Source organism: Deltaproteobacteria bacterium, from assembly GCA_029210625.1.
Lineage (GTDB): Bacteria > Myxococcota > Myxococcia > SLRQ01 > SLRQ01 > JARGFU01.
Genome location: JARGFU010000005.1, coordinates 233,073 through 255,880 on the forward strand (window position 1 = coordinate 233,073; position 22,808 = coordinate 255,880).

Here is a 22,808-nt window from a genome sequence, read left to right on the forward strand (position 1 = left end):
GGCCATGACCGACACCAAGAAGAGTCGCCACTACGAGTCGTCGCTGCCGATGGTGAGCCGCCGGAACTTCGTGAAGTCCGGTGTCCTCGGAGGCGTCGCCGCCTACCTGGCGGCCTGTGACACCAACACTCAGGAAGAGTTCTTCGCCAAGCGCTTCACCGAGCTGACCCCCGAGGCGCTGAAGGAGCGGATCGCCTGGCTGGAGAAGCACTACGAGAAGACCTACGGTGAGGCGTTCAAGGTCGGCACCGAGGGGCCCATCCCCGACGTGCTCTTCGGCTACGCGCTCGACCTCTCCCGCTGCGTGGGCTGCCGCCGCTGCGCCTACGCCTGCGTCTCGGAGAACAACCTGTCGCGCGATCCCCAGGTGCACTACATCCGGGTGCTCGAGCAGCCCAAGGGGACGGGCCTCGACCTGCACCTCGCCAACCCCTACTACGAGCGCGATCATGTGCCCGAGGAGGGCCACGTCTACCTGCCGGTGGCCTGCCAGCAGTGTGAGAACTCGCCCTGCGAGCGGGTCTGCCCGGTCGGCGCCACCTGGAAGGAGCCCGACGGCGTCATCGTCGTCGACTACGACTGGTGCATCGGCTGCCGCTACTGCATGGCCTCCTGCCCTTACGGTGCGCGGAAGTTCAACTGGGGTGCGCCGAAGATGACCACCGGCGACTCGCTCGCGGTGAAGGTCCTCTCGGCCAAGCCCAAGGGCGAGGGCCGCTTCGAGGTCATCGTCGAGGAGGCCCTCGACGCCCCGGAGAGGCTGCAGCCGCCGCACATCATGCCGACGGTGGTCAAGCGCCCCTTCCTGGACGCCAAGGGCAACCGCTTCATGACCGAGACCCTTCCGGTCGCCGACACGAACCCGGCGGCGCGCTCGACCACCCGCTACCGCTTCGAGGTCGTCGCCAAGGAGGCTCCGGCGACGAGCTCGAAGGACGACGAGTACGGCTACTTCCTCGACGCGGTGAACCCCGACACCCACTACCTGGGCAACCGGCCCCGGAAGAAGGGCGTGGTCGAGAAGTGCCACTTCTGCCTTCAGCGCACGCGAAACGGCGAGTATCCGGCCTGCGCCGAGATCTGCCCGGTGGGCTCGCGGAAGTTCGGCAACCTGCTCGATCCCGACAGTGAGATCCGCTACGTGCTCGCCAACAAGCGCGTCTTCGTTCTCAAGGAAGAGCTGAACACCCGCCCGAAGTTCTTCTACTTCTTCGGCGTCTAGAGGGAACCCATGGCTTCTGTGATCGACTTCGCTGTTGGGAGCCTTCGCTCCATTCTTCGCGGTGGGAAGCTCTACTGGGCGTGGATGGCCACCATGGTCCTCTTCGTCCTCATCGGCGCCAGCGCCTACTTCGGCCAGGTGACCGACGGCCTGATCCGCACCGGGATGCGGGACCAGGTCTCCTGGGGCTTCTACATCGGCAACTTCACCTTCCTCGTCGGCGTGGCCGCGGCGGCCGTCGTGCTGGTCATCCCCGCCTACATCTACGACTGGAAGCCCATCAAGGAGATCGTCCTCATCGGCGAGCTCCTGGCGATCAGCGCCATCATCATGTGCATCGCCTTCGTGATGGTGGACGTGGGTCGCCCGGAGCGGACCTGGCACTTCCTGCTGCCGAACTTCCCGCGCTCTCTGCTGGCCTGGGACGTCCTCGTGCTCAACGGCTACCTGGCCATCAACGCCCTGGTCGCCTTCCACATCATGTACCGGGGCTACTTCGGCAAGCCGTACAACAAGAAGTGGGTCCTCCCGCTGGTGCTCCTCTCCGTGCCCGCCGCGGTGAGCATCCACACGGTGACCGCCTTCCTCTACAGCGGCCTCGCGGCCCGCTCCTACTGGAACACGGCCATCCTCGCCCCCCGCTTCCTGACCTCGGCCTTCTGCTCGGGTCCGGCCATCATCCTCATCCTCCTGCAGATCCTCCGGAGGTACTGGAAGTTCGACATCAAGGACGAGGCGCTCCACAAGATCGCGGAGCTGATGGCCTACGCGATGTTCATCAACCTCTTCCTGCTCGGCGCCGAGATCTACCGGGAGTACTACTCGGACACCCACCACCTGATTCACCACGAGTACCTCTTCAGCGGGCTGCACGGACACATGTCGCCCGTTGCGCCCTACGCATGGGCCTCGGTGATAGCCAGCACGGTGGCCTTCCTGCTCTTCCTGATACCGAAGACCCGCAAGAACTTCCTGACCCTGAACATCGGCGCGGTGCTCATCTACTTCGGGGTCTACGTGGAGAAGGGCATCGCCCTGGTCATCCCGGGCTTCACCCCCTCGATGCTCGGCGAGGTCTACGAGTACGCGCCCTCGTTCACCGAGCTGCAGGTCGCGATGGGCGTCTTCGGCGTCGGGGCCATCGTCTTCACCGCTCTGCTGAAGACGGCCCTGCCGGTGCTCCGCCCGGAGGATGCGGTGGGTCCGGCCGCCGAGGCCGCAGCAGAGGCGAGCGCCTAGCCGGGCGCCACCCTACCGCAGTACGCTGGACCCCGTGGCCGGGGCACCTGAATCGGGATCCACCTTCCGCTTCCTCTCTCGCCGGAGGTTCCTGCGCTGGACCCTCGGGGCCGGCGTGGGCCTCGCCGGTCTCGGTGTCGGGGCACGCGCGCTCTGGCGAGGAGAGGAGCCCGAGCCACCCCTGGGTGAGGACGGGGCCTCGCGCCTGCACGTCCTGACGCCCCGCGAGTACCGCACCGCCCGGGCCCTGGCCGAGGCCCACCTCCCGACCGGCGGCCCCTTCGCCCCGGGCGCGAGCGAGGCGCAGCTCGCCCTGGCCTTCGACGCCTTCCTGGTGGACGAGCCGGCGGGGAACGTCGCCGATCTGAAGAAGGCCCTGATGCTGATCGATCTGGGGCCCCTCCTCTTCGAGGGGACGCCCACCCCCTTCCACCGCCTCCCCCTCGAGGCGCGCATCGCCCACTGGGAGGGCTGGATGCGCTCCGGTCTGCTCCTGCGGCGGCAGGTCGCCATCGCCTTCCGGAAGTTCTACTCGCTTGTCTTCTACGATCGGCCGGAGGTCTGGCGGGCGATCGGCTACGGGGGCCCCTCCTATGGCTGAGACCCCACCGGCGGGCCTGCGCCCGGGCGCCATCTTCGACTGCAGCCGGGGGTCTCCCGGGGAGCGGCTCACCTTCGAGTACGTCGTGGTGGGCTCCGGGGCCGGCGGGGCGACCGCCGCCTGGGACCTGGCCGCCGCCGGCAAGGAGGTACTCCTCCTGGAGGCCGGCGCCGACCGGATCGGGTCGGCGCTCACCCAGCGCGACGGCGAGATGTACGACCAGATGTACGCCGAGCGGGGAGGGCGCAGCACCGTCGACCTCTCCATCTCGGTGCTCCAGGGCAAGGGCCTCGGGGGCGGCACCATCATCAACGCCTGCGACGTGGTGCCGGCCTCCGACGAGGTGCTGGGGCTCTGGGCGAAGACCTACGGCCTGGGCGAGCTGGCGCCGGAGAAGGTCGCCCCCTTCGCTGCCCGGGCCCTCGCGGACCTCTCGGCCTCGCGGATCCCCGAGGCGGCCCTCAACCGGGCCAACCAGCTCCTGAAGGCGGGCACCGAGGCGATGGGCTGGCAGGGCGAGCCCATGATGCACAACCGGGTGGACTGCGTGGACCTGGGCACCTGCCTCATCGGCTGCCCGGCCGACGCCAAGAGCAACACCCGCTTCGTCGCCGTCCCCGGCGCCCTCTCCCACGGCGCGGCGGTCGCGGTGCGGGCGCGGGTCGAGCGGATCGAGGAGGGCGGCGTCGAGCAGAAGCGCCTCGTCGTCTCCCGCCTCGACGCCCTGGGGCGCGAGGTCCTCGGCACCTTCGAGGTCCGGGCGAGCCGCCTGATCCTGGCCTGCAACCCGGTGGACACCGTGGCCCTCCTGCGGCGCTCGGGCCTGGGGAACGAGCGGGTGGGGCGCCACCTCTCCCTCCAGCCCCAGCTACCCTTCATGGCCCTCTTCGAGGAGGAGGTCCGGGCCTTCGAGGGCATCCCCCAGGCCTACGCCGTCACCGAGTTCGAGCGCTTCGTGCCGGGCGCCGGCCTCGGCGGCTTCCGCATCGAGGCCATCATGGGCACCCCGGGGATCGTCGCCTCCCTCGTCCCCTTCGTCGGGCACGAGCACAAGGAGATGATGACCCTCTACCCGCGGATCGCGGCCTCCCTCCTCCTCATCCCCGACGCCCCGGTGGGTGAGGTGCGGGTCGAGGCGAGCGGCCGGCCGCGGGTGCACTACGAGCTCACGGACGACGTACGCGCACGGATGCGGGAGGCGGCGAAGGCCGCCGCCGAGATCTACTTCGCCGCGGGCGCGACGCGGATCATCGTCCCCACCATGCGCCCGGTGGTCATCGAGCGGGGGGCCTCCCTCGAGCCCCTCGCCCGGATGGAGCTGCCGCCCGCCGGCGCGCCCCTGCTCTCGGCCCACCAGCAGGGCGGGGTGCGGATGGGCGCGGACGCCGCGAGCAGCGCCGCGACCCCGGAGGGCGAGGTGCGGGGGACGCGCGGGATCCACGTGCTGGACTCCTCGGGCTTCCCCACCTCGGTCTCGACCCACACGATGACCGGGATCATCGCGCTCTCCCACCTCCAGACCGCGCGGATGGTCTGAAGACTACGGGCACTCGAAGCGGAAGGTGTCGTCGAGCTCCAGGGGCAGGATCAGGGTGCGGGTGCCGGCCAGGGTGGCCGCCGCGCAGATCTCGCTCCGGGCCGCCTGCGCCTGGCTCTCGCTGCCCGGGTACTCGGCGTTGAGCACCGGCTTTCCGGCGCCGAGGAAGACCGAGTACTCGCGGCACTCGTCGTACTCGTGGCACTGCTCGTTGAGGGCGAAGTCGTAGTAGTCCACGAGGTCAGCCGCCTGGCCGCCGTCGTTCTTCAGCCCCACGGCGAGCCCGCGCTCGTGCGCCGCGTTGGCGAGGTTGCGGTTGTAGGCGAGCAGATCGTCGGCCGTCAGCCCGAAGCCCGTGCCGTTGGTGTGCCCGTCCACGTTGTCGGGCTCCACCCCGTCGCAGCCGCGCGAGGCCGCGAGGTCGAGGCGGGCGACCATCAGGTCGAAGACGTCGCGCCGCCGGACGTCCAGCCAGCGCTCGCCGCTCCAGCCCGAGAGCTTGCGGCCGATGGCCTCGTCGGGGATCTGCTCGAAGTCGGGCCGCCAGGACTCGCTCGACCCGGCGCTGAAGTAGCAGATGATCGTGCGGCCCTGGGCCCGGAGGGCCTCGAGGTCGGCGTCGGGGGCGTCGAAGAGGTCGACGTCGTAGAGGTCGACCTCGTAGCCCAGCGCGAGCGGCCCGGAGAGCTGCCACTGCCAGGTGGTGTCCGCCGCCGGGCGGCTCCAGCTGCCACCGCTGAGGGGCGGGACGTCGAGGGGAAGCTCGCTGGTCTCCGGGCTGGGATCCCCGCAGGCGGCGAGCGTCAGGGTCAGGGCCAGTCCGAGCGCGAGCTGGGGTGTGCTGTGGGACATCTCGTTCCCCAGTATTCTCCAGAAGGGCCCCGAGGGGCGAATCCTCCCGGGCGCTGGGGGCTCTCACAGACACTATGGGTCTCGGAGCAAAATTCTTCACCTGGTCCTTCGTCCACGCGCCCTGGTTCGCCCAGTACTGGGCCGACAAGCGCGGCGTCAGCCGCGGAGAGGCGCCCTTCGCTGCCCTGCAGAAACCGCTCTCCGAGCTCAAGATCGGCCTGGTCACCACCGGGGGGGTTCACCACCCGGAGGACGAGCCCTTCCGCCGGCAGGAGGAGAGCCCCCACGGGGACGGCACCTGGCGCCGGCTCGACCTGCCCCGGCTGCAGGACGCCTACGAGATCACCCACGACTGGTACGAGACCGGCGACGCGAAGCAGGACCTGAACCTGGTCCTGCCCTACGAGCGGCTGACCGAGCTGGCCGCCGAGGGGATCATCGGCTCGGTCCACCCGGTGGGCGTCGGCATCATGGGGCACGTGGAGGAGGCCGAGGAGCGGCGCCTCGAGCTCGTCTCGGCTCCGGAGGTGGCCGGCCTGATGCAGGCCGAGGCGGTCGACGCCGTCCTGCTGGTGCCTGCCTGAGGCACGTGCAACCTGGCGGCCGGTCTGGTCGCCCGAGCCATCGAGAAGAAGGGCATCCCCACCGTGGCGGTCTCGAACAGCCTCGAGGTCACCAAGGGTGTGCAGCCTCCCCGGGCGGTCGCCGTCCGCTTCCCCTTCGGCCACGCCACCGGCGAGGTCGGCAACGTGGCGCAGCAGCGCCGGGTGCTCCTGGAGGCGCTGGCGCTCCTCGCCCGGGCCGACGAGCCCACCGTGGAGATGCTCGCGCACCTCAAGTGGCGGCGCACGAAGTACGACGAGCTCGGACCCGTCGTCATGCCCGACGGCAGGGAGCTGCGCTGAAGGCTACGAGCTACGAGCTTTGAGCTGGGCGTCCATCGCTCACAGCTCGCGGCTCACAGCTCGCAGCCGCTAAACCAGAGATCATGATTCCCGAACAGCGGATGGCGCCGCGGACGTGCCCGGATGCAAGGAAGGGTGAGGGAGCCTAGCCTTAGCTAGGTGACCGAGGCCTGACGCCGCAGGCGGGTGCGGCCTGCAAGCCAGGCGTGATCGGGAATCGTGATTTCTGGTTTAGAGGTGACACGGGGCGCAGGTCCCGCTCACGCGCTCACCCTCGTGACCGGAGCCGCGCTCCCGCTCGAACTCCGGCGGGTGCGGGTTGCCCCCGGGGCCGCCCACCTTGTGGCACTGCACGCAGTTCGAGGCCGCCCCCTGATCGTGGCAGGAGGCGCACCTCCAGGCCTCGCGCCGCACCTCGTCTCCGTGGAAGCCGGCGGCGTTGCCGCGGTTCAGGTAGCCGACGGGGTGGGGTGAGCGCCGGAAGTCTCCGCCGCTCGCGTGGCCCTCGTGGCCGCCCTGCTCCTGGGCGTGGCAGTCCTGGCAGACCTGGGTGCCGTGGCAGGAGAGGCAGCGGGCCGGGTTGCTCTTCGCCTCGAGGGCGTGGCGCCCGATCCAGTCGCCCCGGTGGACGAGGGTACGGTCGGTGCTGGCGGGCAGGACGTCCGCGACCTTCGCCATGCCGGTCTTCTCGTGGCACTCGGAGCAGTAGGTCTGCTGGTGACACTGGGAGCAGACCTCCACGTTGCCCCGGGCCCAGGCCGAGTGCATCGGGAACCAGCCGGCCTTGTGCACCGCCACCTCCGAGGAGGAGCGCTTCAGCGAGGCCAGATCGGTGTGGCAGCCGGCGCAGTCGAGGCGATCCATCTGCTTCTGGTGGCAGCCCTCGCAGGTCTTCATCGCTGGCGTGAGCCGGTCCGTGCTCAGGGTGCTCTTGGTGGCGTCCGGGTGGCAGGTGAGGCACTCGACCTTCTCCCGGGCCATGTGCGCGGCGTGGGAGAACTTCACCTCCGTCACCCAGGACTTCAGCGATCCGCCCTCGGCCTCGTCACCGGCCGAGTGACACATGGTGCAGGTCTCACCGACCGCGTCCTCGTGGCAGGCCTCGCAGACGTCCATCGTCGGCTGGAGCGAGGCGGCCGTGGTGGTGGCCCCGGCCACCGCCTCGTGACACTCGCTGCACTCGAGGCCGTTCTCGCCCACGTGGAGCTGGTGGGAGAAGGTCAGCACGTCGGGGGGCGCCACCGGCTTGGGGACGGGGAAGCCGACCGCGGGGACCTCCTCCGCCACGACGGGCGCGGCGAGGAGCAAGGCCGAGAGGAGAGAGAGCTTCATCGCGAGGCGACGCATCAGTGGCCTCCCTTCCCGGTCTCGCCGTGTCCGAAGTGCGCGGCCCAGGTCAGCCGGAAGAGGAGCCGGGCGTCCAGGGTGGTGAACGCCCCCTGGCCGACCTGCCCGCCGACGCCGACGAGCAGTCCCTCGAGCAGGGCGTAGTCGGCGAAGAGGTGGGCGGAGAGGCTGCTGTCGCGGGTGGCGTCCCGCTCGAAGGGGGGCTCGTCGTAGAAGTAGCCGAGGAGCTCGAGGCTGGCGGAGAGCTTGGCCTCCGGGCGCCAGCGGGCCGCGAGGCGGACGCCGGTGTAGCCGTTGTCCTCGGTGGGAAGCCGATCGGCCGCCACCTGCACCCAGAGGGAGCGCAGGAGGTAGCCCGAGAGGTGGAGGCGGGCCCGGTGGCCGGGGCTGCCCTCGATGCCCTGCCCGTCCTCGGCGGGGAAGAAGACCGAGCTGTACTCGGCGCCGAGCACCCACTGGTCGCTCAGGCGGTAGTCGCAGAAGAGGCCGCCCTCGACGTAGTCGCCGAGGCCGAAGACCGAGAAGATCGAGCTCTGATCGATCAGCCGGCTGGGGCTCGCCTGGTGGCCTCGCAGCCCGAGGGCCAGAGAGCGGCCGAGCTGATAGCGGGCCGTGAGGCTGGCCTCGGCGAGGCCCATCTGCATCAGGTCGAAGCTGGCGTGGCCGACCGCGTCGAGGTTCTTCCAGACCGCCAGGGAGAGATCGGCGCCCACCAGCTGACGGGCGATCCGCGAGTCGTTGCGGGCCTGGAGGTAGGAGAGCCCACCGGCGAGCCCGCCCCAGCGCCGCCAGCCGACGCGGCCGCCGGCGAGCCAGTCGGCCTGCGAGAGGTTGCTGAAGCGAGCAGTGACGATCCGCCCGCCGTAGGCTTCGGCCTCGAGCCCGCCGAGGGCGGTGCGCGCCCAGAGGCCGTCGATGTGGCCGAAGAAGCCGGTGCCCGCGCCGCCCAGGACCAGCTGCCGCCCCAGGCGCAGGGCGTAGCGCGCGCGAGGATCGCGGTAGCCCGCGTAGAGGAGGTTCACGTCGCCGGCCAGGCGCTCACCGGTCAGGGGATCCCCGTCGTGCTCGGCGAGGCCACCCATGCCCCAGAGGGAGGCGTGGGCCGAGAGGCCGGGCAGGGCCAGGTCGTGGCCCGAGACCTCCACCCACTGGTAGAGGGGCCACTCGGCGTGCACGCCGGGGCTGTGCCCGCGGCCCAGGAGGAGGGTCCGGGTCTGCACCTCGACCTCGGCCCGGGCCAGGCCCGGCAGCAGGAGGAGGACGAGACCCAGGAAGCGGAGCAGCTGAGCGTTCATCTAGAAGTCCACCTGTCCGTTGTTGTGCAGGGACCGATCGATGAAGACGAAGTTCGCGTCGATCACCGAGGCGTGACAAGCGCTGCATGTCGTCATGTTCGGGTGAGGCGTCGGCGTACCGCTCGAGGTCACCTGCGCGGGAGGCAGGGCGTGGCAGTTGCCGCAGACCGTCTGCACCCCCTGGGCGTTCCAGGCGGGGGTGGGGCTGGTGCCGCCCCCGTCCAGCAGGGCGCCGTGGCAGTAGACGTCGCTGCAGGTTCGCGACGCGGGGTCCCAGGTCGGGGTGGCGCCCTTGGCGGTGGCCACGCCGCCGAAGATCACCTCGGCGCCGCCGCCGTCGATGTGGCCGGCGTCTCCGAGGGCCGTGGGCACGAGGTGACAGGTGTCGCAGGCGTAGCCGACCGTGCCGCCCGACTCGGCGTGGAAGGCCGAGGGGCCCGCGTGGAAGTCGTGGGCGCCCACCGCGGGGGCCGTCGAGGCGGTGTTCCCCTGGGTGTCCATGAAGGGGGTGGGGGAGCCGGGCCCCGTATGGCAGCCATCGCACTGGTCGATGCCGGCCCGGGTCTCCACGAAGCCGTTGCCGTGGAGGCTGACGTCGATGATGTCGCCCGCGGCGTTCACCGTGGCCGGGTGGCAGGCCACGCAGCTGGTCATCTGCGGGTGGGCGCTGCCGTCGGAGAGGGTCGGCGGCGGGGCGCCGTGGCAACCGTCGCAGGTCGTGAACCCACCGCTGGTCGTCCAGGATGGGGCCGGGGTGCCGCCGCCCGAGCGCCCGGCGTGGCAGTAGGTCCCGCTGCAGGTGCCGCTCGTCGCGTCGTAGGCCGGCGTCGCGCCGTTGGCCGTGGCGGTGGCGCCGAAGGTCACCTCGGCGGCGCCGTCCGCGCCGTCCACGTGGCCGGCGTCGCCCAGGCTCGCCGGGACGACGTGGCAGGTGCCGCAGGGCAGGGCCGCGAAGCGGCCCGAGGGGATGGTCAGGTGGGCCTGGTGGGCGCCCGGATCGTTCCCGGCGTACACCGGGCGGGGGGGCGCCGCGTTCCGGGCCGAGCCGTGGCAGGTGTCACAGGCCTCGGGGCTGTTCTGGTGGCAGGAGGTGCAGTCGGCCTGGACGGCGCCGCCCCGGTAGTCGCTCCCGTGGCAGTTGCGGCAACTGGAGAGGGTCCATCCCTCGGCGGCCACCGTCGCGCCATGGAAGGCCTCGGCGCGGGGATCGAGGATCGAGGGGGGGTGCGCGGCCGACCAGAAGTAGGCCAGCTCGTCCTCCACGACCCACCGGCGAAGGACGGCCAGGCGCTCGGTGGCGACCTCCCCCTCACCCAGGTGGGCGAGGTGGCCAGCCTCCTCGAAGATGGTCAGCAGGCGGGAGCTCTCGTCTCCCGCGATGGCGTTGCTGACGGCATCGGTCCCGTCCTCCAGCACGGCCGCGTAGCTGGTGGTGCGGTAGCTACCGTCGGCCGAGGCCCCCGTGTGACAGGGCGAGCACTGGCTCGCGAGGAGCGGTCCGATCTCGGTCTTCCACGAGGTCGGCAGCTCCGGCTCGACCACCCTCGAGCATCCCGGCCCGAAGGTGGCGAAGAGCGCGAAGCAGAGGAGTCCGGAGCCGAGGCTCCACTTGACGTGTCCCATGGGGATCCTCCCGGTGAGGGGAGGAGTGTCGCCCAAAGTCGGGGTGGTGTCAGCCACCCCGGCACTCGCCCGGAGGCCTCCTGGTGCGGGCTACTCGTGGCAGTCCGTGCAGACGTTGCCCTCGGTGTGCTCCTCGGTCTTGTCCGAGTGGCACTCCGCCTGGCAGGTCTTCGGAACGTCCGGGTACCACGAGTGCGGCAGGTGGCAGTTGGTGCACACGTCGTGATCGGCCACCGCGTGGAGATCGGAGTCCTTCAGCTTCTCCTGGTGGCAGCCCTTGCAGTCAGCGGACTCGAGCTTCGGCTTGGTGTGCGGCTTGTGGCACTTGCCGCAGTCCCAGGCCATCGGGGCGTCCTTCGCCTCCTCGACGTGCTTGGGGAAGACCTCGGCCGAGACCTGCATCTCCTCGTGGCAGCCCAGGCAGTCGCTCCGGGCGGGCTTCAGGCTCTCCCGGTTGATCGCCTTGAAGGCGTGGCAGGAGGTGCAGTGCTCGTCCATGCTCGTCTTCTCGAGGTTCTCGTGCTTGTGGCACTCGACGCAGACCTGCGAGGGGGGCACGAACTGGTGCACCGAGGTGGAGTGGCAGCGGATGCACTGGATGCGCTGCTTGGTGACGTGCCAGGCGTGGCCCGACTCGGCGAGGACGTGCTTCCAGTTGGGGTCCTCGTTCTTGCCCGCGTCGTGATCGCCCGCCGCGCCGCCGACCCGGTGGCACTCGTAGCAGGTGCTGTTCTCGACCTCGGGGCGGTGCTGGGGCTTCTCCGGGGGCTCGGTCCAGTAGACCCAGAGCTGCCGGAGGTTCGCCTGGATGTCGTTGGCGTGGCACTCGTGGCAGGTGACCTGCTGGTGCACGGAGCCCGCCCACTTGTCATAGGCGTCGTCCATGATGTGGCAGCTCGTGCAGAAGGTCGGATCGTGCTGCACGTAGGAGTAGGTGCGCCAGCCGATCAGGGCGAAGACCGCCGCGCCGACCAGGACGACGATGCGCGCGGTTCGTCCGAGGGAGGGGAGCTTCATGGTGTGTTCCTCGTAGGAGTGCGTGTGGCCCTCCACTCCAGAGGGACACACGACGTGGTGTGAGTCGGTTCTCTTCCCCGGCCGTCGAGGGCTCCCCTCCTCGACGCCCTGTATGTATACGCGGGTCGGCCTCTATCAGGCCTCGCTGGCCGCCTCCTCGCCGCGCTGCGGCCGGAAGATCGGCAGGATCTTGTTGAAGACCAGCATGATGATGAAGGGCAGGATGAAGATGGCCAGGGCCGCCCCGATTCCCTCCTTCTCCAGGAAGTGGGGCGAGTAGCCCTCACGTATCCCGCGCAGGCTCTTGGAGAAGAGCTGCCCGCCGATGACGACGTTCCAGCGCATGGCGAAGACCTGCAGCAGCAGCAGGAAGGACGCCACGAAGGCCAGGGTGTTCGCCACCCGGTCGTCGAAGTGCCGGTTGAGCAGGACGCTGATCATCAGCAGGATGAAGGGCACCAGCGACCCGAGGATCAGCTGGATGCCGATGAAGGAGACCGCGAGCTGCTCGGTGAGCAGGGGCTCGATGATCTCCCACTCCTCGGCGCCCTCGTAGGCCAGCACCACGATCTCGAGGATCTCGAGGGTGGAGGCCATCATCAGGAAGAGCCAGAGCCAGCGGGTCATGCCGCTGATGGCCTCACGGTCGATCTTCCGGCCCGAGAACTTCATCGCCACCTGGTAGATGATGATGATGCCGGCGATGCCCGAGACGATCGCCGAGAAGAGGAAGATCACGGGCATCAGGGGGGTCGACCACCAGGGGTTGGCCTTCAGGGCGCCGAAGATGAAGCCGACGTAGCCGTGGAGGATGCAGGCCGCCGGGATACCGATGGCCGAGAGCACCTTGGTGACCTTGTGGTCGATCGCGAGGGCCTCCGGGGAGGTGTCGTAGGTCCAGAGCGAGAGGGCCTTGTACATCATCCGGGTCAGGCCCCGCGAGCGCCGGGCCAGGAGGATGATGTCCTCCCGGAAGACCAGCCACACCTCGAGGCTCAGGATGATCAGGTAGGTCAGGTAGATGTACCCGAAGCCTGCCATCGCTGATGAGAAGTTCGAGGTGATGAACATGTAGAACGAGCGCTGCGGCTGCCCGAGGTGGTTGAGCAGCGGTAGCGTCGCCACCATGAGGAAGGAGAAGGAGACCGCCAGGCAGAGGCGGGCCACCGGCTTGAACTCCTCACGATCGAAGACGTGGTAGAAGCTGCCCAGGATGAAGGCGCCGGCCACCAGCCCCGTCACGTAGGGGTACATGACGATCATGAGCGTCCAGTGGATGTGGACGTCGTTGGGATAGGAATAACCGATGATCTCGTGCATCAGCGGACCTCGCCGTCGAGATGGAGGTAGTAGCAGCGGGGCTTGGTGAGGAGCTCCTTGGCGAGCACCCCGACGTTCTGGGAGCGGATGATGGCCACCACCTCGTCGCCCTCACGCTTGAGGTCGCCGAAGCGGCGGGTGCCGGTGGGGCAGGAGGCCACACAGGCGGGCAGCTCACCCTTGCTGATCCGGTGGTAGCACCAGGTGCACTTCTCGGCGGTGTGCGTCTCGGGATCGAGAAAGCGGCTGCCGTAGGGGCAGGCCTGGACGCAGTAGCCGCAGCCCACGCAGTGGTCCTTGTCCACCAGCACCAGGCCGTCCTTGGTCTGGTAGGAGGCGCCCACCGGGCAGACCTGCACGCAGGGGGTGTTCGAGCAGTGGTTGCAGAGCTTGGGCACGAAGAAGGACTTCGTGGAGGCCGGGGCGGTCGGATCGGGCTGGAAGCCGTTGAGGCCACCCTGCGGCGAGTCGATGCGGACCTCCTCCAGGCCCGCGATCGCGTAGCGCTCGACCCAGGTGCGGTAGAAGCCGTCGGGGACGTCGTTCTCGGCCTTGCAGCCGCGAACGCAAGAGCCGCAGCCGATGCACTTGGAGATGTCGATCAGGTAGACGTAGGAGTGCTCCTCCCAGTCGTAGGCCTCGTCCTCGGGGGTCGTGGTCGCCTGGGTGGCGCGGGGGCCGAGGAGGACGATCAGGCCACCAGCGGCGGTGGCCTGGCCGAGGACCTCGAGGAAGTTCCGGCGGTTCAGCTTGGCCAGCATGACTAGAGATCCTCCAGGGGTGCGTGCGGCTGGTGGCAGTTGAGGCAGACGTCGCCCTCGAGGGTCTCGCCCTGGTCCTCGAGGTGCTCCTTGAGCACGACCTGGGGGAAGTCCTTCGGCCGGGCCTCGAGCTTCTGGTGGCAGCGCGCGCAGAGCTTGTAGGTGCGCTCCACCTTCATGTCGGCGGACTTCTTCTTCTCCTTGACGTGGGTCGCCAGCGGGGCGTGGCAGCTCTCGCAGGGCACGGTGGCGTGTCCGGCGCCGTCGTGCTGCTCGCTCTGCTCGCCGTGGCAGGACTTGCAGGAGGCGTTGCCGCCGTGCTTCACGGGCTTGGCCATCTGCTCGGCCACGTTGTCGAAGCGGTACCAGCCGTGCTCGCCGAAGGACTTCGGCATGAGCAGCAGGCGGCTGGAGAAGATGGCGATCAGACCGCCGACGATGACGATCACCGCCCGGTAGAGGTGTTTGCTGTGTCGTTCAGGAGCGTCGCTCATCGCTTGCCTCTCCTCGAGGTCTACTTGGGGGCGTCGGACTCGGACTCCCGCTTCAGGACCCAGGACCAGAATCCAGGGGCCTTCTCGGGAACCGGGAGGTCGGAAGGGAAGGGGTCGGAGCCGAGGAACCAGATGCCCCGCGTCGCCGGCCGGAGATCCTTCGGCGGACCCTCCTCGGGGAGGTCCTCACCGGCGACCAGCCAGCGCAGCCAGTTCCCCGCGCCCGAGGCGCGGCGCTCGATCACGGCCTTGCCGTCCTCGCTCTTGGGCTCGAGCTCGTCGCTCGAGACCACGTACGAGATGAGGCTCGGGATCTTCTTGATGAACTGGACGAGGGGCATCTGCCCGCTCCTTGGATGTGGGTTCGAGTTGCGGTCGTCCTGGTACAGAACCTACTCGGTCTGAAGCTGCATCTGCAGGAAGGCCGCCGGCATGTGGAGGACGTGGCAGGGGATGCAGGACTCGGCGTAGATCTCGTCCGAGAGCTTGGTGTACGCGCTGGGGTTCTTGTTCTCCTTGCGCAGGAGCCCACCCATCTTCAGGACGCGTCCCTTCACGGTCTTGTCGACGAAGTACTCCCGGGCCGTGGAGTGGCAGTGCTCGCAGCTCTGCTCGAGGAGCCCGAACTGCTGACCGAGGGACTTCTTGGCCTCGGCGGCCTTGTCCCAGTCACCCTGCTTGGCGAGCTGGGGGAGCACGGCCAGGTTGTTCGACAGCTCCACCATCGTGGTGTGGAAGGAGATGTCGTCACCCGACTCCGCGACCACGGACACTTCCGAGAAGCGCGGCCAGTGGTAGAGCGCCTGCACCTTGAACATCTCGGTGACGTGGCACTGGGTGCAGGTCTGCTCGGCCCCGGCGACCACCTTCTCGAGGGCCGCCCAGTCCGCGTCGGTCTTCACCGAGCCGGCGTCGGGCAGGTCGACGGCGGGGAAGTAGGCCTTCCACTCCGGGATCATGCCGGCGACCTGGTGGTACTTGCGGTTGAAGTCCTGGCCTGCCTTCGACCAGCTCGGAGAGCGGGTGGAGACCGACGCAGAGAAGGATCCGAGCGCCCGCCCGAGCTCGATCATCTCGAGGGCGTAGACCTTCTTCTTGTTCTTCGGCGGGTAGAACTGGGCGAGGCCGGCCGGCGGCGGCGTGACGACACCTCCCGGACCTCCACCACCCGGCGAGCGAGGTGCTCCGAGCGCCTGGTAGCTCAGCAAGCAGATCGTCAGGATCACTCCGGTGGCGCCCGCCAGGGCCTTTCCCTTGAATTCACGCATGGGTGGTCTCCATTCTCGGTCTGGGTGCCAGAGCGGTCATCGCTTCTCGATCTCCCGGATACCGAGCCAGAGCACGAGAGCCCGGAAGGCGATGATGCCGATGGCGGCACCGAGGCCCGGTCCCGGGATGCTGAACGCCTCCCGAGCCGGCGCTGGCCATCCATCCCGCCGCGCCAAGCCCGCGGAGGGCGTCCAGAAAGCTCCGCCGGCTGGCGGCGGACTCGTTTTGTGTATGGCTCATGTCTCCCCTTACAGCCGCTGACTCGCTCCCTATTGCTGCCAGCGGATTTCCAAGGCCCCAGAGAAATCGAGGGGGGTTCCCCGACCTTCGGGCGGCCGGGGATGCAAAAAAGACGCCGCCGCGGGGTCGACCCCGGATTCCCGGGGAGCCTCGCAGCGGCGCCTCTCTAGATGAGGGTGAAAACCCCCATCAGGTGGGCTTCAGATCAGCCCTCCTTGTGGCAGTCCTTGCACTTCGTCGGGGCCTTCAGGTCAGGCTTGTCCGCGGCCTTCTCCTTGTGGCAACCGATGCACTTCGCGTGGAAGGGGTTCTTCTTGGGGGAGGACTCGGTGCACTTGCCGATGTCCTTCTGCTCCTTGTCCTTGTGACAATCGGCGCAGGACTTACCCACGGAGTCGTTGTGGTGGCAGGAGTCGCAGGCGACGCCTTCCATCTCGGCGTGGACCTTGTGGGGGAACTCCACGGCCGGCTTCTTGGTCTTGCACTTGTCGATGGTGACGGTATCCGGGGCCTTCGGATCCTCGGCCGTCGCGTTGGTGGCGACGAGACCGACGGCAAAGGCGAGGGCGACACCAAGGATGATCGCTCTGGGCTGCATCGTTCGCTTCCTTTTCTACTGAGGGGGTTGGGGTTTCTCGGCCGGTTCCTACGGGCCGCCGAGGATCGGAGCAGTGGGTTCGACCCACGTTCGATACGACGTGCCCGGACTACTCGTATTCGTTTTCGGGCGGAACATTTCTGCAACAACTCGGAGTTGGACACAACTCGCCCTGGGGCGCCCTGCGACTCAAGATACGTGCCATGGGGCGGGCTCCTCCTGGGAGTGGGCCTGCGCGGTTTCGGTGGGGCGGAAGCCGTGTTCCAGGCCCCAGCTGCGCGCAATGATTGCAGCCGGCCGGCGCAGCAAACGCAGTCGTTACGCCAGGTCTTCCGGGGCAGGGGCGTTCGGGCGGAAAGGAGCCGGATCTCGAGGTCTCCGGTCCTGGCAAAACTGGCGCGACTTTCGCAGGAGATTGGTGTTGAAAGTCATTCTCAATAAGACTACATTCCACCTCGATGAACAGCTCCCAGAACACCGCCCTCGCCCAGACTCCGGATGGAGCGCCCGCGACCGACTCCGGGTCCGGCGAGCGGGCGCTCTCCGATCGCCGGCAGGTGGTCCTCGTCGGCAGCCCGAACGTGGGCAAGAGCGTCCTCTTCGGCGCGCTCACCGGGCGCTACGTCGTCGTCTCCAACTACCCGGGCACGACCGTGGAGCTCTCTCGCGGCCGCTACGAGGAGGGGGACGCGACGATCGAGGTGGTGGATACGCCGGGCCTCTACAGCCTGCGCCCTCTCTCCGACGAGGAGCGGGTGGCCCGCACGCTGGTCTTCGAGGCCACCGACGCGATCCTCGTGCAGGTCGCCGAGGCCCGGGGCCTCGAGCGCGCGCTGCCGCTGACCCTCCAGCTTCGCAGCCTCGGCCGCCCGATGGTGCTCGTCCTCAACATGATGGACGAGGCCGAGGCGGCCGGCATGAAGATCGACATCGATACGCTTTCCGACCAGCTGGGAATACCAGTGGTGGGGACCGTGGCGGTGAAGGGTGAAGGAGTGATGGACCTGCGCGCGGCGATTGCCGGGCTGCGGTCCGCGCCGCAGGGAGTGGCGGCGTCAAAGCCCCTGCCCGACACCGTCACGGGTTTTCTCTCGGCCTACGCCGAGCTGGCGCCGCCGACGAGCGAGCTGCCGGCCGAGACGCTGGGCCTCCTCCTGGCCTCCGGGGATCCGGAGCTCTGCGAGGCCGCGCGAGGGTGGGGTGAGGGTCACGCCGAGCGCCTCGACGCGCTGGCCGCCGAGCGGCACGGACCGCAGCAGCAGCCGGTCGGCGTGGCGCTGGCCTCGGCCCTCCACGAGGCGGCCCGGGAGATCGCCGCCGGGACCGTCGTGACCCCCCGGCGGGGTGAGGCCGCGTCCGAGCGCCTGCACCGCCTGCTCGTGAACCCCTGGACCGGCGTGCCGATCCTCCTGGGGGTCATCTACCTCGGGCTCTACCAGTTCGTGGGCGTCTTCGGCGCGGGCACGGTGGTCGACTTCCTGGAGAGCGACGTCTTCGGCACCTACGTGAACCCCCACGTGGACGCCTTCCTGCTCTCGGTCCTCCCCGGGGAGAGCGGCGCCGCCTACTGGGTGCGCGAGCTCATCGGCAGCGACTACGGCATCATCACCCTGGGCGTGACCTACGCCTTCGCCATCGTCCTGCCGATCGTCTTCCTCTTCTTCCTCTTCTTCTCCCTCCTCGAGGACAGCGGCTACTTCCCCCGGCTCGCCATGCTGGTGGACCGCCTCTTCAAGCGCATCGGCCTCAACGGCCGGGCGGTGATCCCCATCGTCCTGGGCTTCGCCTGCGACACCATGGCCACCATGGTCACCCGGGTGCAGGAGACCAAGCGGGAGCGGATCATCACGACCCTCCTGCTGGCCCTGGCGATCCCCTGCTCGGCCCAGTACGGCGTCATCGTGGCGCTGCTGGCCGTCTCGGGCGGCGCCTACTTCGGGATGTCCTGGGCCTTCCTCGTCTGGGCCGGCGTGATCTTCGCGTCCTTCCTGGCCACCGGGGTGCTCGCCAGCCGGGCCGTGCCCGGGCGCTCGGCGAGCTTCTACATGGAGCTGCCGCCCCTGCGCTGGCCGCGGCCGATCAACGTGACCGCCAAGGTCCTGGCCCGGATGAAGTGGTACTTCTTCGAGATCCTCCCGATCTTCGTCCTGGCCAGCGTCCTCATCTGGGTCGGCCGGCTCACCGGCCTCTTCGGGGTGCTGACCCGCGCCCTCGAGCCGGTCGTGGGCTTCCTCGGGCTGCCCGCCGAGACCTCCGAGATCTTCCTCTACGGCTTCTTCCGCCGGGACTTCGGCGCCGCGGGCCTCTACGACCTCGCCGGCGAGGGCCTGCTCTCGACCGGGCAGCTGCTGGTGGCGACGGTCACCCTGACCCTCTTCCTGCCCTGCGTGGCCCAGCTCCTCGTGATGTACAAGGAGCGGGGGCCCAAGGCGACGGCCATCATGGTCGGCATCGTCTTCGCGGTGGCCTTCCTGGTGGGCGGCGTCCTGCGCGTCGTCCTGCAGGCCGCGGGGGCGCTCGCATGAGCTGCGACTTCTGCGGCCTCGACTTCGACGTCACCAACTCCCGGGAGGGCTGCGCCGCCTGCTCCGTCTGGGGTGGGGGTGGCTGCAAGTACGTGAAGTGCCCCCGCTGCGGCTACGAGATGCCCGAGCTCCCGGACCTCCCCGGCTGGGTGCAGCGGATCAAGAGCTTCCTCTCGAACCCCTCGACTCCTCAGGAGACGGAACATGAGCGCCCTGCCCCAGGTCATGCCCCTTAGCGTCGCGACCGAGATCATGCAGGAGGAGGGCAGCCTCGCCTCCCTGCGCCCGGGCACCCGCGGCCTGGTGACCGCCCTGGAGGAGGGCTCCGGCGACGCGGTCGCCAAGCTCCTCGCCCTGGGCGTGGTGCCCGGCATGCAGCTCGCCCTCGAGAGCGTGGGGCCCGCCGTGGTCTTCCGGATCGGGCACGCCCGCTTCGCCGTGGACCGCGCCCTGGCCGGCGCCATCCGGGTTCAGAGGGTCGAGAGGTAGGCCTCGACCGCGCGCCGGACGGCCTCCTGGAGATCGTCGGGCACCGTCGGGGTCGGGGTCATCCGGCAGCTCTGGAGGATCTCGCGCAGCGAATCGCAGGTGGAGCGGCAGCTGCCGCACTCGTCGAGGTGGGCCTCCATCCGGGCGCAGGCCTCGGAGTCCAGCTCGCCCTCGATGTGCTCGGAGAAGAGGGTCGCCGTGTCGGGGCAGGCGGTGCCGGGCTGCGGCGCCTCCTCCAGGATCGGCTCGACCAGCTCGCGCAGGGTCTTGCGGGCCCGGTGCAGGCGGCTCTTCACCGCAGCCACCGTGAGGCCCATCACCTCGCCGACCTCCGGCGCGGTGAGCCCCTCGACGTCCCGCAGGACCAGGACCTCGCGGTACATCGGGTCGAGCTCGGAGATGGCCTCGTCGAGGAGCGCGCGCAGCTCCCTCCCCTCGGCCTCGTTGTCGGGGGCCGAGGTGGTGTCGGCGATCGCGCGGGCCTCCTCGCGCCCCTCCTGCTCGATCGAGGTCTCGTGCTCGGGGGCGAACTTGCTGCGGCGCCGCTGCTTGATGCAGAAGCTCCGGGCGATGGCGTAGGCCCAGGAAGAGATCGAGGACTCGCCCCGGAACTCGGGGAGGCCCTTCGCCATGGCGATGAGGGTCTCCTGCAGGACCTCCTCGGCGTCGTGGGGGTCCCGGCACATCTTCATGCCGAAGCGGTAGACGCGGTTCTGCACCGCCGAGAGGACCTCGCTCAGGGCGATGGGATCGCCGTTCCGGGCGGCGTCGATCAGGGTCGTGTCGATGGTGCTGGCCACGGGCGCAAAGTAGGTGGGGAATCGGCGTCCCGCAAGGAGGCGCGCAGCCCCGGGCTCGGATATAGGAGCAGATCATGGATCTGAAGCTCTTCGCGACGACCTTCGCAGCGATCTTCCTGGCGGAGATCGGTGACAAGACCAACCTGGCCACCATGAGCCTCGCGGCGGGAGGGAGCTCCCGCTGGGTGGTCTTCCTGGGGGCGAGCCTCGCCCTGGTGGCGACCTCGGCCATCTCGGTCCTCGCCGGGGACGCCGTGGCCCGGGTCATCCCGCCGATCTGGCTCAAGCGCGGCGCCGGGGCCGTCTTCCTGGTGCTGGGGATCGTCTACCTGATGGCCCGCGAAGAGGCTTGAGCGCGGGCCCCCAGATGGCCTCCCCCGAGCTGGAGGTGCCCCCGCCCCTGGCCCGGGAGGGGGAGCGGGCCCTCGCCGTCGCGGTGGGGACCCCGGTCGAGGAGATCCGCCTGCGGGAGGTCGCCGGGGGGATCAAGCTCGAGCTGGCCCCGGCCCGCTCGCTGCGCCTCGACGCCGAGGGCCGGTGGATCACCGCCCGGATCGGGCCCTGGATGCTCCGCCGGCGGGTGGACGGCGGGATCGTCTTCGCCCGCAGCGACGCCTCCCTCACCGGGCAGACGGGCGGCGACATCGTCGCCCGGGACGCCCCCCCGGACAGCAGCTGGCACCGGGTGGTCGCCACCCTCGCGGCCAGCCTGCGGGCCCGGCTCCGCCACGCGGCCCCCGAGGCGATCGAGGAGCCGCCGGGGGTCCCGGCCGAGGGGAGGACCCGGCGCCTCGCGCGGGCGGACGCGCTCCTGGCGCGGGCCGAGGCGCTCGGGCCCCCGGAGTTCCTCGCGCTCTCCCGGGAGTTCGACCGGGTCTACGCCGAGCCCGTCCCGATCCTCCCTCCCGACCGCTACCGGGATCTGGTCGTCCTCCCGGCCACCGGCTGTCCCCACGCCGATTGCACCTTCTGCGCCTGGTATCAGGACGCCACCTTCCGGGCCTTCGACGGCCCGACCCTCGAGACGCACCTCGACCGGCTCGAGGCCTTCTTCGGGGAGGGGCTGCGGGCACGAGACGGCCTCTTCCTGGGCTCGGCCTCGGCCTTCAGCGTCTCCGACGAGCGCCTCCTCCTCCTCCTGGAGCGGGTCGAGGCGCGCTTCGGCGCCTTCCCCCGGGGGGCGGCCGGCTTCCTCGACCCCCACCACGCCCCCGGGCGGGACGAGGCGGCCTGGCGGAGCCTGCGGCAGGCCGGGGTCGCCCTGGTGGTCGTGGGGCTGGAGACGGCCCACGCTCCCCTGCGGGAGCGCCTCGGCAAGCCAGGCGATCTCTCCGAGCTCGGCCGGAACGTCCAGGCCCTCCGCCAGGCGGGGATCGCCGCCGGGATCACGGTCCTGACCGGCGCCTCCCGGCCCGAGGAGGAAGAGGCTCACCGCCGGGAGACCGTCGCCTACCTCGCCTCGCTCGGGCTCACCCGCCGCGATCGGGTCTACCTCTCTCCCTGGGACCGGGCCCCCGATCCCGCGGCGGCGCTCCGGGAGGCGGAGGCGATCGGCCGGGCGCTGGGGCAGGTGAGCCCGGTGACCCGCTCGACCTACGCCCTGAACCGCTACCGCTTCTACGCCTGAGGGGTCCTCACTCCGGGCCGGCGCCGGTCTTCCCGCCGCGCCGGCGGCGGCCGAGGGAGGCCAGCAGGTCCCGGTGCGCGGCCTGGAGATCTTCCAGGTAGGCGGAGAGTTTTTCCGAAGCAGTTCCGGGCATATCCTCGGTATAGGTGAAGTAGTACGCGAGGTCGTCGAGGATCTCGTAGAAGCGGGTCGCCGCCTCCTGCTGGCGGGGCGTGAGCTGCACCAACTCGTCGAAGCCGGCGCCGTCGAAGCGGGAGCGGATCGGCCGCAGGAGGGCCTGGCGGTCCCGGTGGCGGGAGAAGGCCTGGACCATCGTGGCCTGCCGGGCCTCCAGGCGGCGCAGGACGTTGCCGGCGTCGAGGGTCAGCAGGCTCTTGACCCGGGAGGCCGGGGTGGGGCGCTTGGGGCTCATCCTCCCGGCAGCATCGGCCGGGAGCGGCCGCGGCGCAACCGCCCGACGGGTTGCGTCTTGACCTCGAGGCGGGCTCAGCAGGATGGTGCGCGTCACGGATCCAGTGGCGGGGGCCACCAACCGTGAGAGAGAGTGGAGGGTACTGATGATGATGCGTCGATTCTTCGTGCTGGCGGGGCTGCTCCTGCTGGGGGGTTTCACCGCCGCCTGCGGCTCCCCGACCGACTGCCACGCGGGTGATTCCTGCGGCTGCACCGGCCAGGACGTCTGCGTCTGGAACTGCAAGGGTGGGGACTGCACCTTCACCGCCGACACCCAGGGCACCGTGACCCTGACCTGCGACGATGGGGGCTGCTCCCTCACCGCCTCGGGCCAGAGCACCGTGGCCTACGACTGCGCCGGCGGGAGCTGCACCGCGAACGTGAGCAGCCAGGCCACCGTGAACATGGTCTGCGAGGGCGGCGCCTGCTCCGCCACCGTCAGCGACTCGGGCACCTGCAACCTCAGCAGCTGCACCGACTGCACCTGCGACGACTCGGCCGACATCACCGCGACCTGCGGGATGATGTAGCGCCGGGCGATCGAAGACCCCGCGCCGCTTTGCCCCTCCGGGCGGGCGGCGCTTTCTTCGGCCC

Annotated in this window: 25 protein-coding genes; 12 read left to right on the plus strand and 13 right to left on the minus strand. The window is 69.8% G+C overall.

All coding sequences use genetic code 11. The features are described from left to right. The first annotated feature begins 4 nt into the window (after positions 1-4). The 4 genes from P1V51_06710 to P1V51_06725 all read left to right on the plus strand — a co-directional run bounded on the left by P1V51_06710 (position 5) and on the right by P1V51_06725 (position 4,599). Positions 5-1,222, plus strand: coding sequence for a 4Fe-4S dicluster domain-containing protein (locus P1V51_06710; protein MDF1562715.1), 1,218 nt, complete (start codon positions 5-7; stop codon positions 1,220-1,222). 84 nt (positions 1,223-1,306) lie between these two features. Further along, on the plus strand, positions 1,307-2,461 hold the full coding sequence (nrfD, locus tag P1V51_06715) for a polysulfide reductase NrfD (GenBank protein MDF1562716.1): 1,155 nt from the start codon (positions 1,307-1,309) through the stop codon (positions 2,459-2,461). Positions 2,462-2,495: 34 nt separating this feature from the next. Beyond that, entirely contained in the window at positions 2,496-3,062 is a 567-nt protein-coding gene (locus tag P1V51_06720; GenBank protein MDF1562717.1) for a hypothetical protein, read from the plus strand. Further along, on the plus strand, positions 3,055-4,599 hold the full coding sequence (locus tag P1V51_06725) for a GMC family oxidoreductase (GenBank protein MDF1562718.1): 1,545 nt from the start codon (positions 3,055-3,057) through the stop codon (positions 4,597-4,599). Before P1V51_06720 ends, P1V51_06725 begins: the two co-directional genes overlap by 8 nt. Before the next feature lie 3 nt (positions 4,600-4,602). On the opposite strand, the gene P1V51_06730 is transcribed toward P1V51_06725, so the two are convergent. Then, complete coding sequence (locus P1V51_06730) at positions 4,603-5,451, minus strand: endo alpha-1,4 polygalactosaminidase (GenBank protein MDF1562719.1); 849 nt, start codon at positions 5,449-5,451, stop codon at positions 4,603-4,605. 74 nt (positions 5,452-5,525) lie between these two features. On the opposite strand from P1V51_06730, the gene P1V51_06735 reads away from it, so the two are divergent. Next, positions 5,526-6,035 (plus strand): glycine/sarcosine/betaine reductase selenoprotein B family protein, encoded by a 510-nt coding sequence (locus P1V51_06735; protein MDF1562720.1) that lies wholly within the window; start codon positions 5,526-5,528, stop codon positions 6,033-6,035. 63 nt (positions 6,036-6,098) lie between these two features. After that, positions 6,099-6,356: a hypothetical protein gene (locus tag P1V51_06740; GenBank protein MDF1562721.1), complete on the plus strand. Its 258-nt coding sequence runs from the start codon at positions 6,099-6,101 to the stop codon at positions 6,354-6,356. Positions 6,357-6,587: 231 nt separating this feature from the next. On the opposite strand, the gene P1V51_06745 is transcribed toward P1V51_06740, so the two are convergent. The 10 genes from P1V51_06745 to P1V51_06790 all read right to left on the minus strand — a co-directional run bounded on the left by P1V51_06745 (position 6,588) and on the right by P1V51_06790 (position 16,320). Next, the gene (locus P1V51_06745) at positions 6,588-7,703 is read right to left on the minus strand and encodes a cytochrome c3 family protein (GenBank protein ID MDF1562722.1); all 1,116 of its coding nucleotides are present in this window, start codon (positions 7,701-7,703) and stop codon (positions 6,588-6,590) included. Next, complete coding sequence (locus P1V51_06750) at positions 7,703-8,998, minus strand: hypothetical protein (GenBank protein ID MDF1562723.1); 1,296 nt, start codon at positions 8,996-8,998, stop codon at positions 7,703-7,705. The genes P1V51_06745 and P1V51_06750 overlap by 1 nt, the downstream gene beginning before the upstream one ends. Next, positions 8,999-10,621 carry a CxxxxCH/CxxCH domain-containing protein gene (locus tag P1V51_06755; protein MDF1562724.1) on the minus strand — a complete coding sequence of 541 codons (1,623 nt, stop codon included), beginning with the start codon at positions 10,619-10,621 and terminating at the stop codon, positions 8,999-9,001. A gap of 90 nt (positions 10,622-10,711) precedes the next feature. Beyond that, entirely contained in the window at positions 10,712-11,638 is a 927-nt protein-coding gene (locus P1V51_06760; GenBank protein MDF1562725.1) for a cytochrome c3 family protein, read from the minus strand. A 135-nt stretch (positions 11,639-11,773) separates the two neighbouring features. Next, positions 11,774-12,958, minus strand: a complete 1,185-nt coding sequence (gene nrfD / locus P1V51_06765) for a polysulfide reductase NrfD (protein ID MDF1562726.1) — start codon at positions 12,956-12,958, stop codon at positions 11,774-11,776. Further along, positions 12,958-13,719: a 4Fe-4S dicluster domain-containing protein gene (locus P1V51_06770; GenBank protein MDF1562727.1), complete on the minus strand. Its 762-nt coding sequence runs from the start codon at positions 13,717-13,719 to the stop codon at positions 12,958-12,960. Before P1V51_06770 ends, nrfD (P1V51_06765) begins: the two co-directional genes overlap by 1 nt. Before the next feature lie 2 nt (positions 13,720-13,721). Then, on the minus strand, positions 13,722-14,213 hold the full coding sequence (locus P1V51_06775) for a cytochrome C (protein ID MDF1562728.1): 492 nt from the start codon (positions 14,211-14,213) through the stop codon (positions 13,722-13,724). A gap of 20 nt (positions 14,214-14,233) precedes the next feature. Continuing rightward, the gene (locus P1V51_06780) at positions 14,234-14,554 is read right to left on the minus strand and encodes a hypothetical protein (GenBank protein ID MDF1562729.1); all 321 of its coding nucleotides are present in this window, start codon (positions 14,552-14,554) and stop codon (positions 14,234-14,236) included. A 51-nt stretch (positions 14,555-14,605) separates the two neighbouring features. Further along, positions 14,606-15,481: a hypothetical protein gene (locus P1V51_06785; GenBank protein MDF1562730.1), complete on the minus strand. Its 876-nt coding sequence runs from the start codon at positions 15,479-15,481 to the stop codon at positions 14,606-14,608. Between the two features lie 446 nt (positions 15,482-15,927). Continuing rightward, a complete protein-coding gene (locus P1V51_06790; GenBank protein MDF1562731.1) occupies positions 15,928-16,320 on the minus strand; it encodes a cytochrome c3 family protein in 393 nt (130 codons plus the stop codon). Positions 16,321-16,778: 458 nt separating this feature from the next. On the opposite strand from P1V51_06790, the gene feoB reads away from it, so the two are divergent. Genes feoB through P1V51_06805 form a run of 3 tightly spaced genes read left to right on the plus strand, consistent with a single transcriptional unit; the run spans position 16,779 to position 19,334 of the window. After that, positions 16,779-18,845 (plus strand): ferrous iron transport protein B, encoded by a 2,067-nt coding sequence (feoB, locus tag P1V51_06795; GenBank protein ID MDF1562732.1) that lies wholly within the window; start codon positions 16,779-16,781, stop codon positions 18,843-18,845. Continuing rightward, on the plus strand, positions 18,842-19,081 hold the full coding sequence (locus P1V51_06800) for a hypothetical protein (GenBank protein ID MDF1562733.1): 240 nt from the start codon (positions 18,842-18,844) through the stop codon (positions 19,079-19,081). Before feoB ends, P1V51_06800 begins: the two co-directional genes overlap by 4 nt. Then, entirely contained in the window at positions 19,050-19,334 is a 285-nt protein-coding gene (locus tag P1V51_06805; protein MDF1562734.1) for a FeoA family protein, read from the plus strand. Before P1V51_06800 ends, P1V51_06805 begins: the two co-directional genes overlap by 32 nt. Here P1V51_06805 and P1V51_06810 read toward each other — a convergent pair. Continuing rightward, positions 19,316-20,134, minus strand: a complete 819-nt coding sequence (locus P1V51_06810; protein ID MDF1562735.1) for a sigma-70 family RNA polymerase sigma factor — start codon at positions 20,132-20,134, stop codon at positions 19,316-19,318. The two genes, P1V51_06805 and P1V51_06810, sit on opposite strands and share 19 nt — an antisense overlap. A gap of 74 nt (positions 20,135-20,208) precedes the next feature. Here P1V51_06810 and P1V51_06815 point away from each other — a divergent pair, with 74 nt between their 5' ends. Together P1V51_06815 and P1V51_06820 are read left to right on the plus strand one after the other, a co-directional pair. Beyond that, positions 20,209-20,487, plus strand: coding sequence for a TMEM165/GDT1 family protein (locus P1V51_06815; protein ID MDF1562736.1), 279 nt, complete (start codon positions 20,209-20,211; stop codon positions 20,485-20,487). Continuing rightward, positions 20,484-21,761: a hypothetical protein gene (locus tag P1V51_06820; protein ID MDF1562737.1), complete on the plus strand. Its 1,278-nt coding sequence runs from the start codon at positions 20,484-20,486 to the stop codon at positions 21,759-21,761. Before P1V51_06815 ends, P1V51_06820 begins: the two co-directional genes overlap by 4 nt. Before the next feature lie 7 nt (positions 21,762-21,768). On the opposite strand, the gene P1V51_06825 is transcribed toward P1V51_06820, so the two are convergent. Continuing rightward, positions 21,769-22,173: a hypothetical protein gene (locus tag P1V51_06825; GenBank protein MDF1562738.1), complete on the minus strand. Its 405-nt coding sequence runs from the start codon at positions 22,171-22,173 to the stop codon at positions 21,769-21,771. 145 nt (positions 22,174-22,318) lie between these two features. Here P1V51_06825 and P1V51_06830 point away from each other — a divergent pair, with 145 nt between their 5' ends. Beyond that, positions 22,319-22,744, plus strand: coding sequence for a hypothetical protein (locus tag P1V51_06830; GenBank protein MDF1562739.1), 426 nt, complete (start codon positions 22,319-22,321; stop codon positions 22,742-22,744). The last annotated feature ends 64 nt before the right edge of the window (positions 22,745-22,808 follow it).

What these genes read in the sequence shown, in the direction of transcription:
- P1V51_06710 (MDF1562715.1), top strand. Translation starts at nt 5, where the DNA reads ATGACCGACACCAAGAAGAGTCGCCACTACGAGTCGTCGCTGCCGATG.
- nrfD (MDF1562716.1), top strand. Translation starts at nt 1,307, where the DNA reads ATGGCCACCATGGTCCTCTTCGTCCTCATCGGCGCCAGCGCCTACTTC.
- P1V51_06725 (MDF1562718.1), top strand. Translation starts at nt 3,055, where the DNA reads ATGGCTGAGACCCCACCGGCGGGCCTGCGCCCGGGCGCCATCTTCGAC.
- P1V51_06730 (MDF1562719.1), bottom strand. Translation starts at nt 5,451, where the DNA reads ATGTCCCACAGCACACCCCAGCTCGCGCTCGGACTGGCCCTGACCCTG.
- P1V51_06735 (MDF1562720.1), top strand. Translation starts at nt 5,526, where the DNA reads ATGGGTCTCGGAGCAAAATTCTTCACCTGGTCCTTCGTCCACGCGCCC.
- P1V51_06745 (MDF1562722.1), bottom strand. Translation starts at nt 7,703, where the DNA reads ATGCGTCGCCTCGCGATGAAGCTCTCTCTCCTCTCGGCCTTGCTCCTC.
- P1V51_06750 (MDF1562723.1), bottom strand. Translation starts at nt 8,998, where the DNA reads ATGAACGCTCAGCTGCTCCGCTTCCTGGGTCTCGTCCTCCTCCTGCTG.
- P1V51_06755 (MDF1562724.1), bottom strand. Translation starts at nt 10,621, where the DNA reads ATGGGACACGTCAAGTGGAGCCTCGGCTCCGGACTCCTCTGCTTCGCG.
- P1V51_06760 (MDF1562725.1), bottom strand. Translation starts at nt 11,638, where the DNA reads ATGAAGCTCCCCTCCCTCGGACGAACCGCGCGCATCGTCGTCCTGGTC.
- nrfD (MDF1562726.1), bottom strand. Translation starts at nt 12,958, where the DNA reads ATGCACGAGATCATCGGTTATTCCTATCCCAACGACGTCCACATCCAC.
- P1V51_06770 (MDF1562727.1), bottom strand. Translation starts at nt 13,719, where the DNA reads ATGCTGGCCAAGCTGAACCGCCGGAACTTCCTCGAGGTCCTCGGCCAG.
- P1V51_06775 (MDF1562728.1), bottom strand. Translation starts at nt 14,213, where the DNA reads ATGAGCGACGCTCCTGAACGACACAGCAAACACCTCTACCGGGCGGTG.
- P1V51_06780 (MDF1562729.1), bottom strand. Translation starts at nt 14,554, where the DNA reads ATGCCCCTCGTCCAGTTCATCAAGAAGATCCCGAGCCTCATCTCGTAC.
- P1V51_06785 (MDF1562730.1), bottom strand. Translation starts at nt 15,481, where the DNA reads ATGCGTGAATTCAAGGGAAAGGCCCTGGCGGGCGCCACCGGAGTGATC.
- P1V51_06790 (MDF1562731.1), bottom strand. Translation starts at nt 16,320, where the DNA reads ATGCAGCCCAGAGCGATCATCCTTGGTGTCGCCCTCGCCTTTGCCGTC.
- feoB (MDF1562732.1), top strand. Translation starts at nt 16,779, where the DNA reads ATGAACAGCTCCCAGAACACCGCCCTCGCCCAGACTCCGGATGGAGCG.
- P1V51_06800 (MDF1562733.1), top strand. Translation starts at nt 18,842, where the DNA reads ATGAGCTGCGACTTCTGCGGCCTCGACTTCGACGTCACCAACTCCCGG.
- P1V51_06805 (MDF1562734.1), top strand. Translation starts at nt 19,050, where the DNA reads ATGAGCGCCCTGCCCCAGGTCATGCCCCTTAGCGTCGCGACCGAGATC.
- P1V51_06815 (MDF1562736.1), top strand. Translation starts at nt 20,209, where the DNA reads ATGGATCTGAAGCTCTTCGCGACGACCTTCGCAGCGATCTTCCTGGCG.
- P1V51_06825 (MDF1562738.1), bottom strand. Translation starts at nt 22,173, where the DNA reads ATGAGCCCCAAGCGCCCCACCCCGGCCTCCCGGGTCAAGAGCCTGCTG.
- P1V51_06830 (MDF1562739.1), top strand. Translation starts at nt 22,319, where the DNA reads ATGATGATGCGTCGATTCTTCGTGCTGGCGGGGCTGCTCCTGCTGGGG.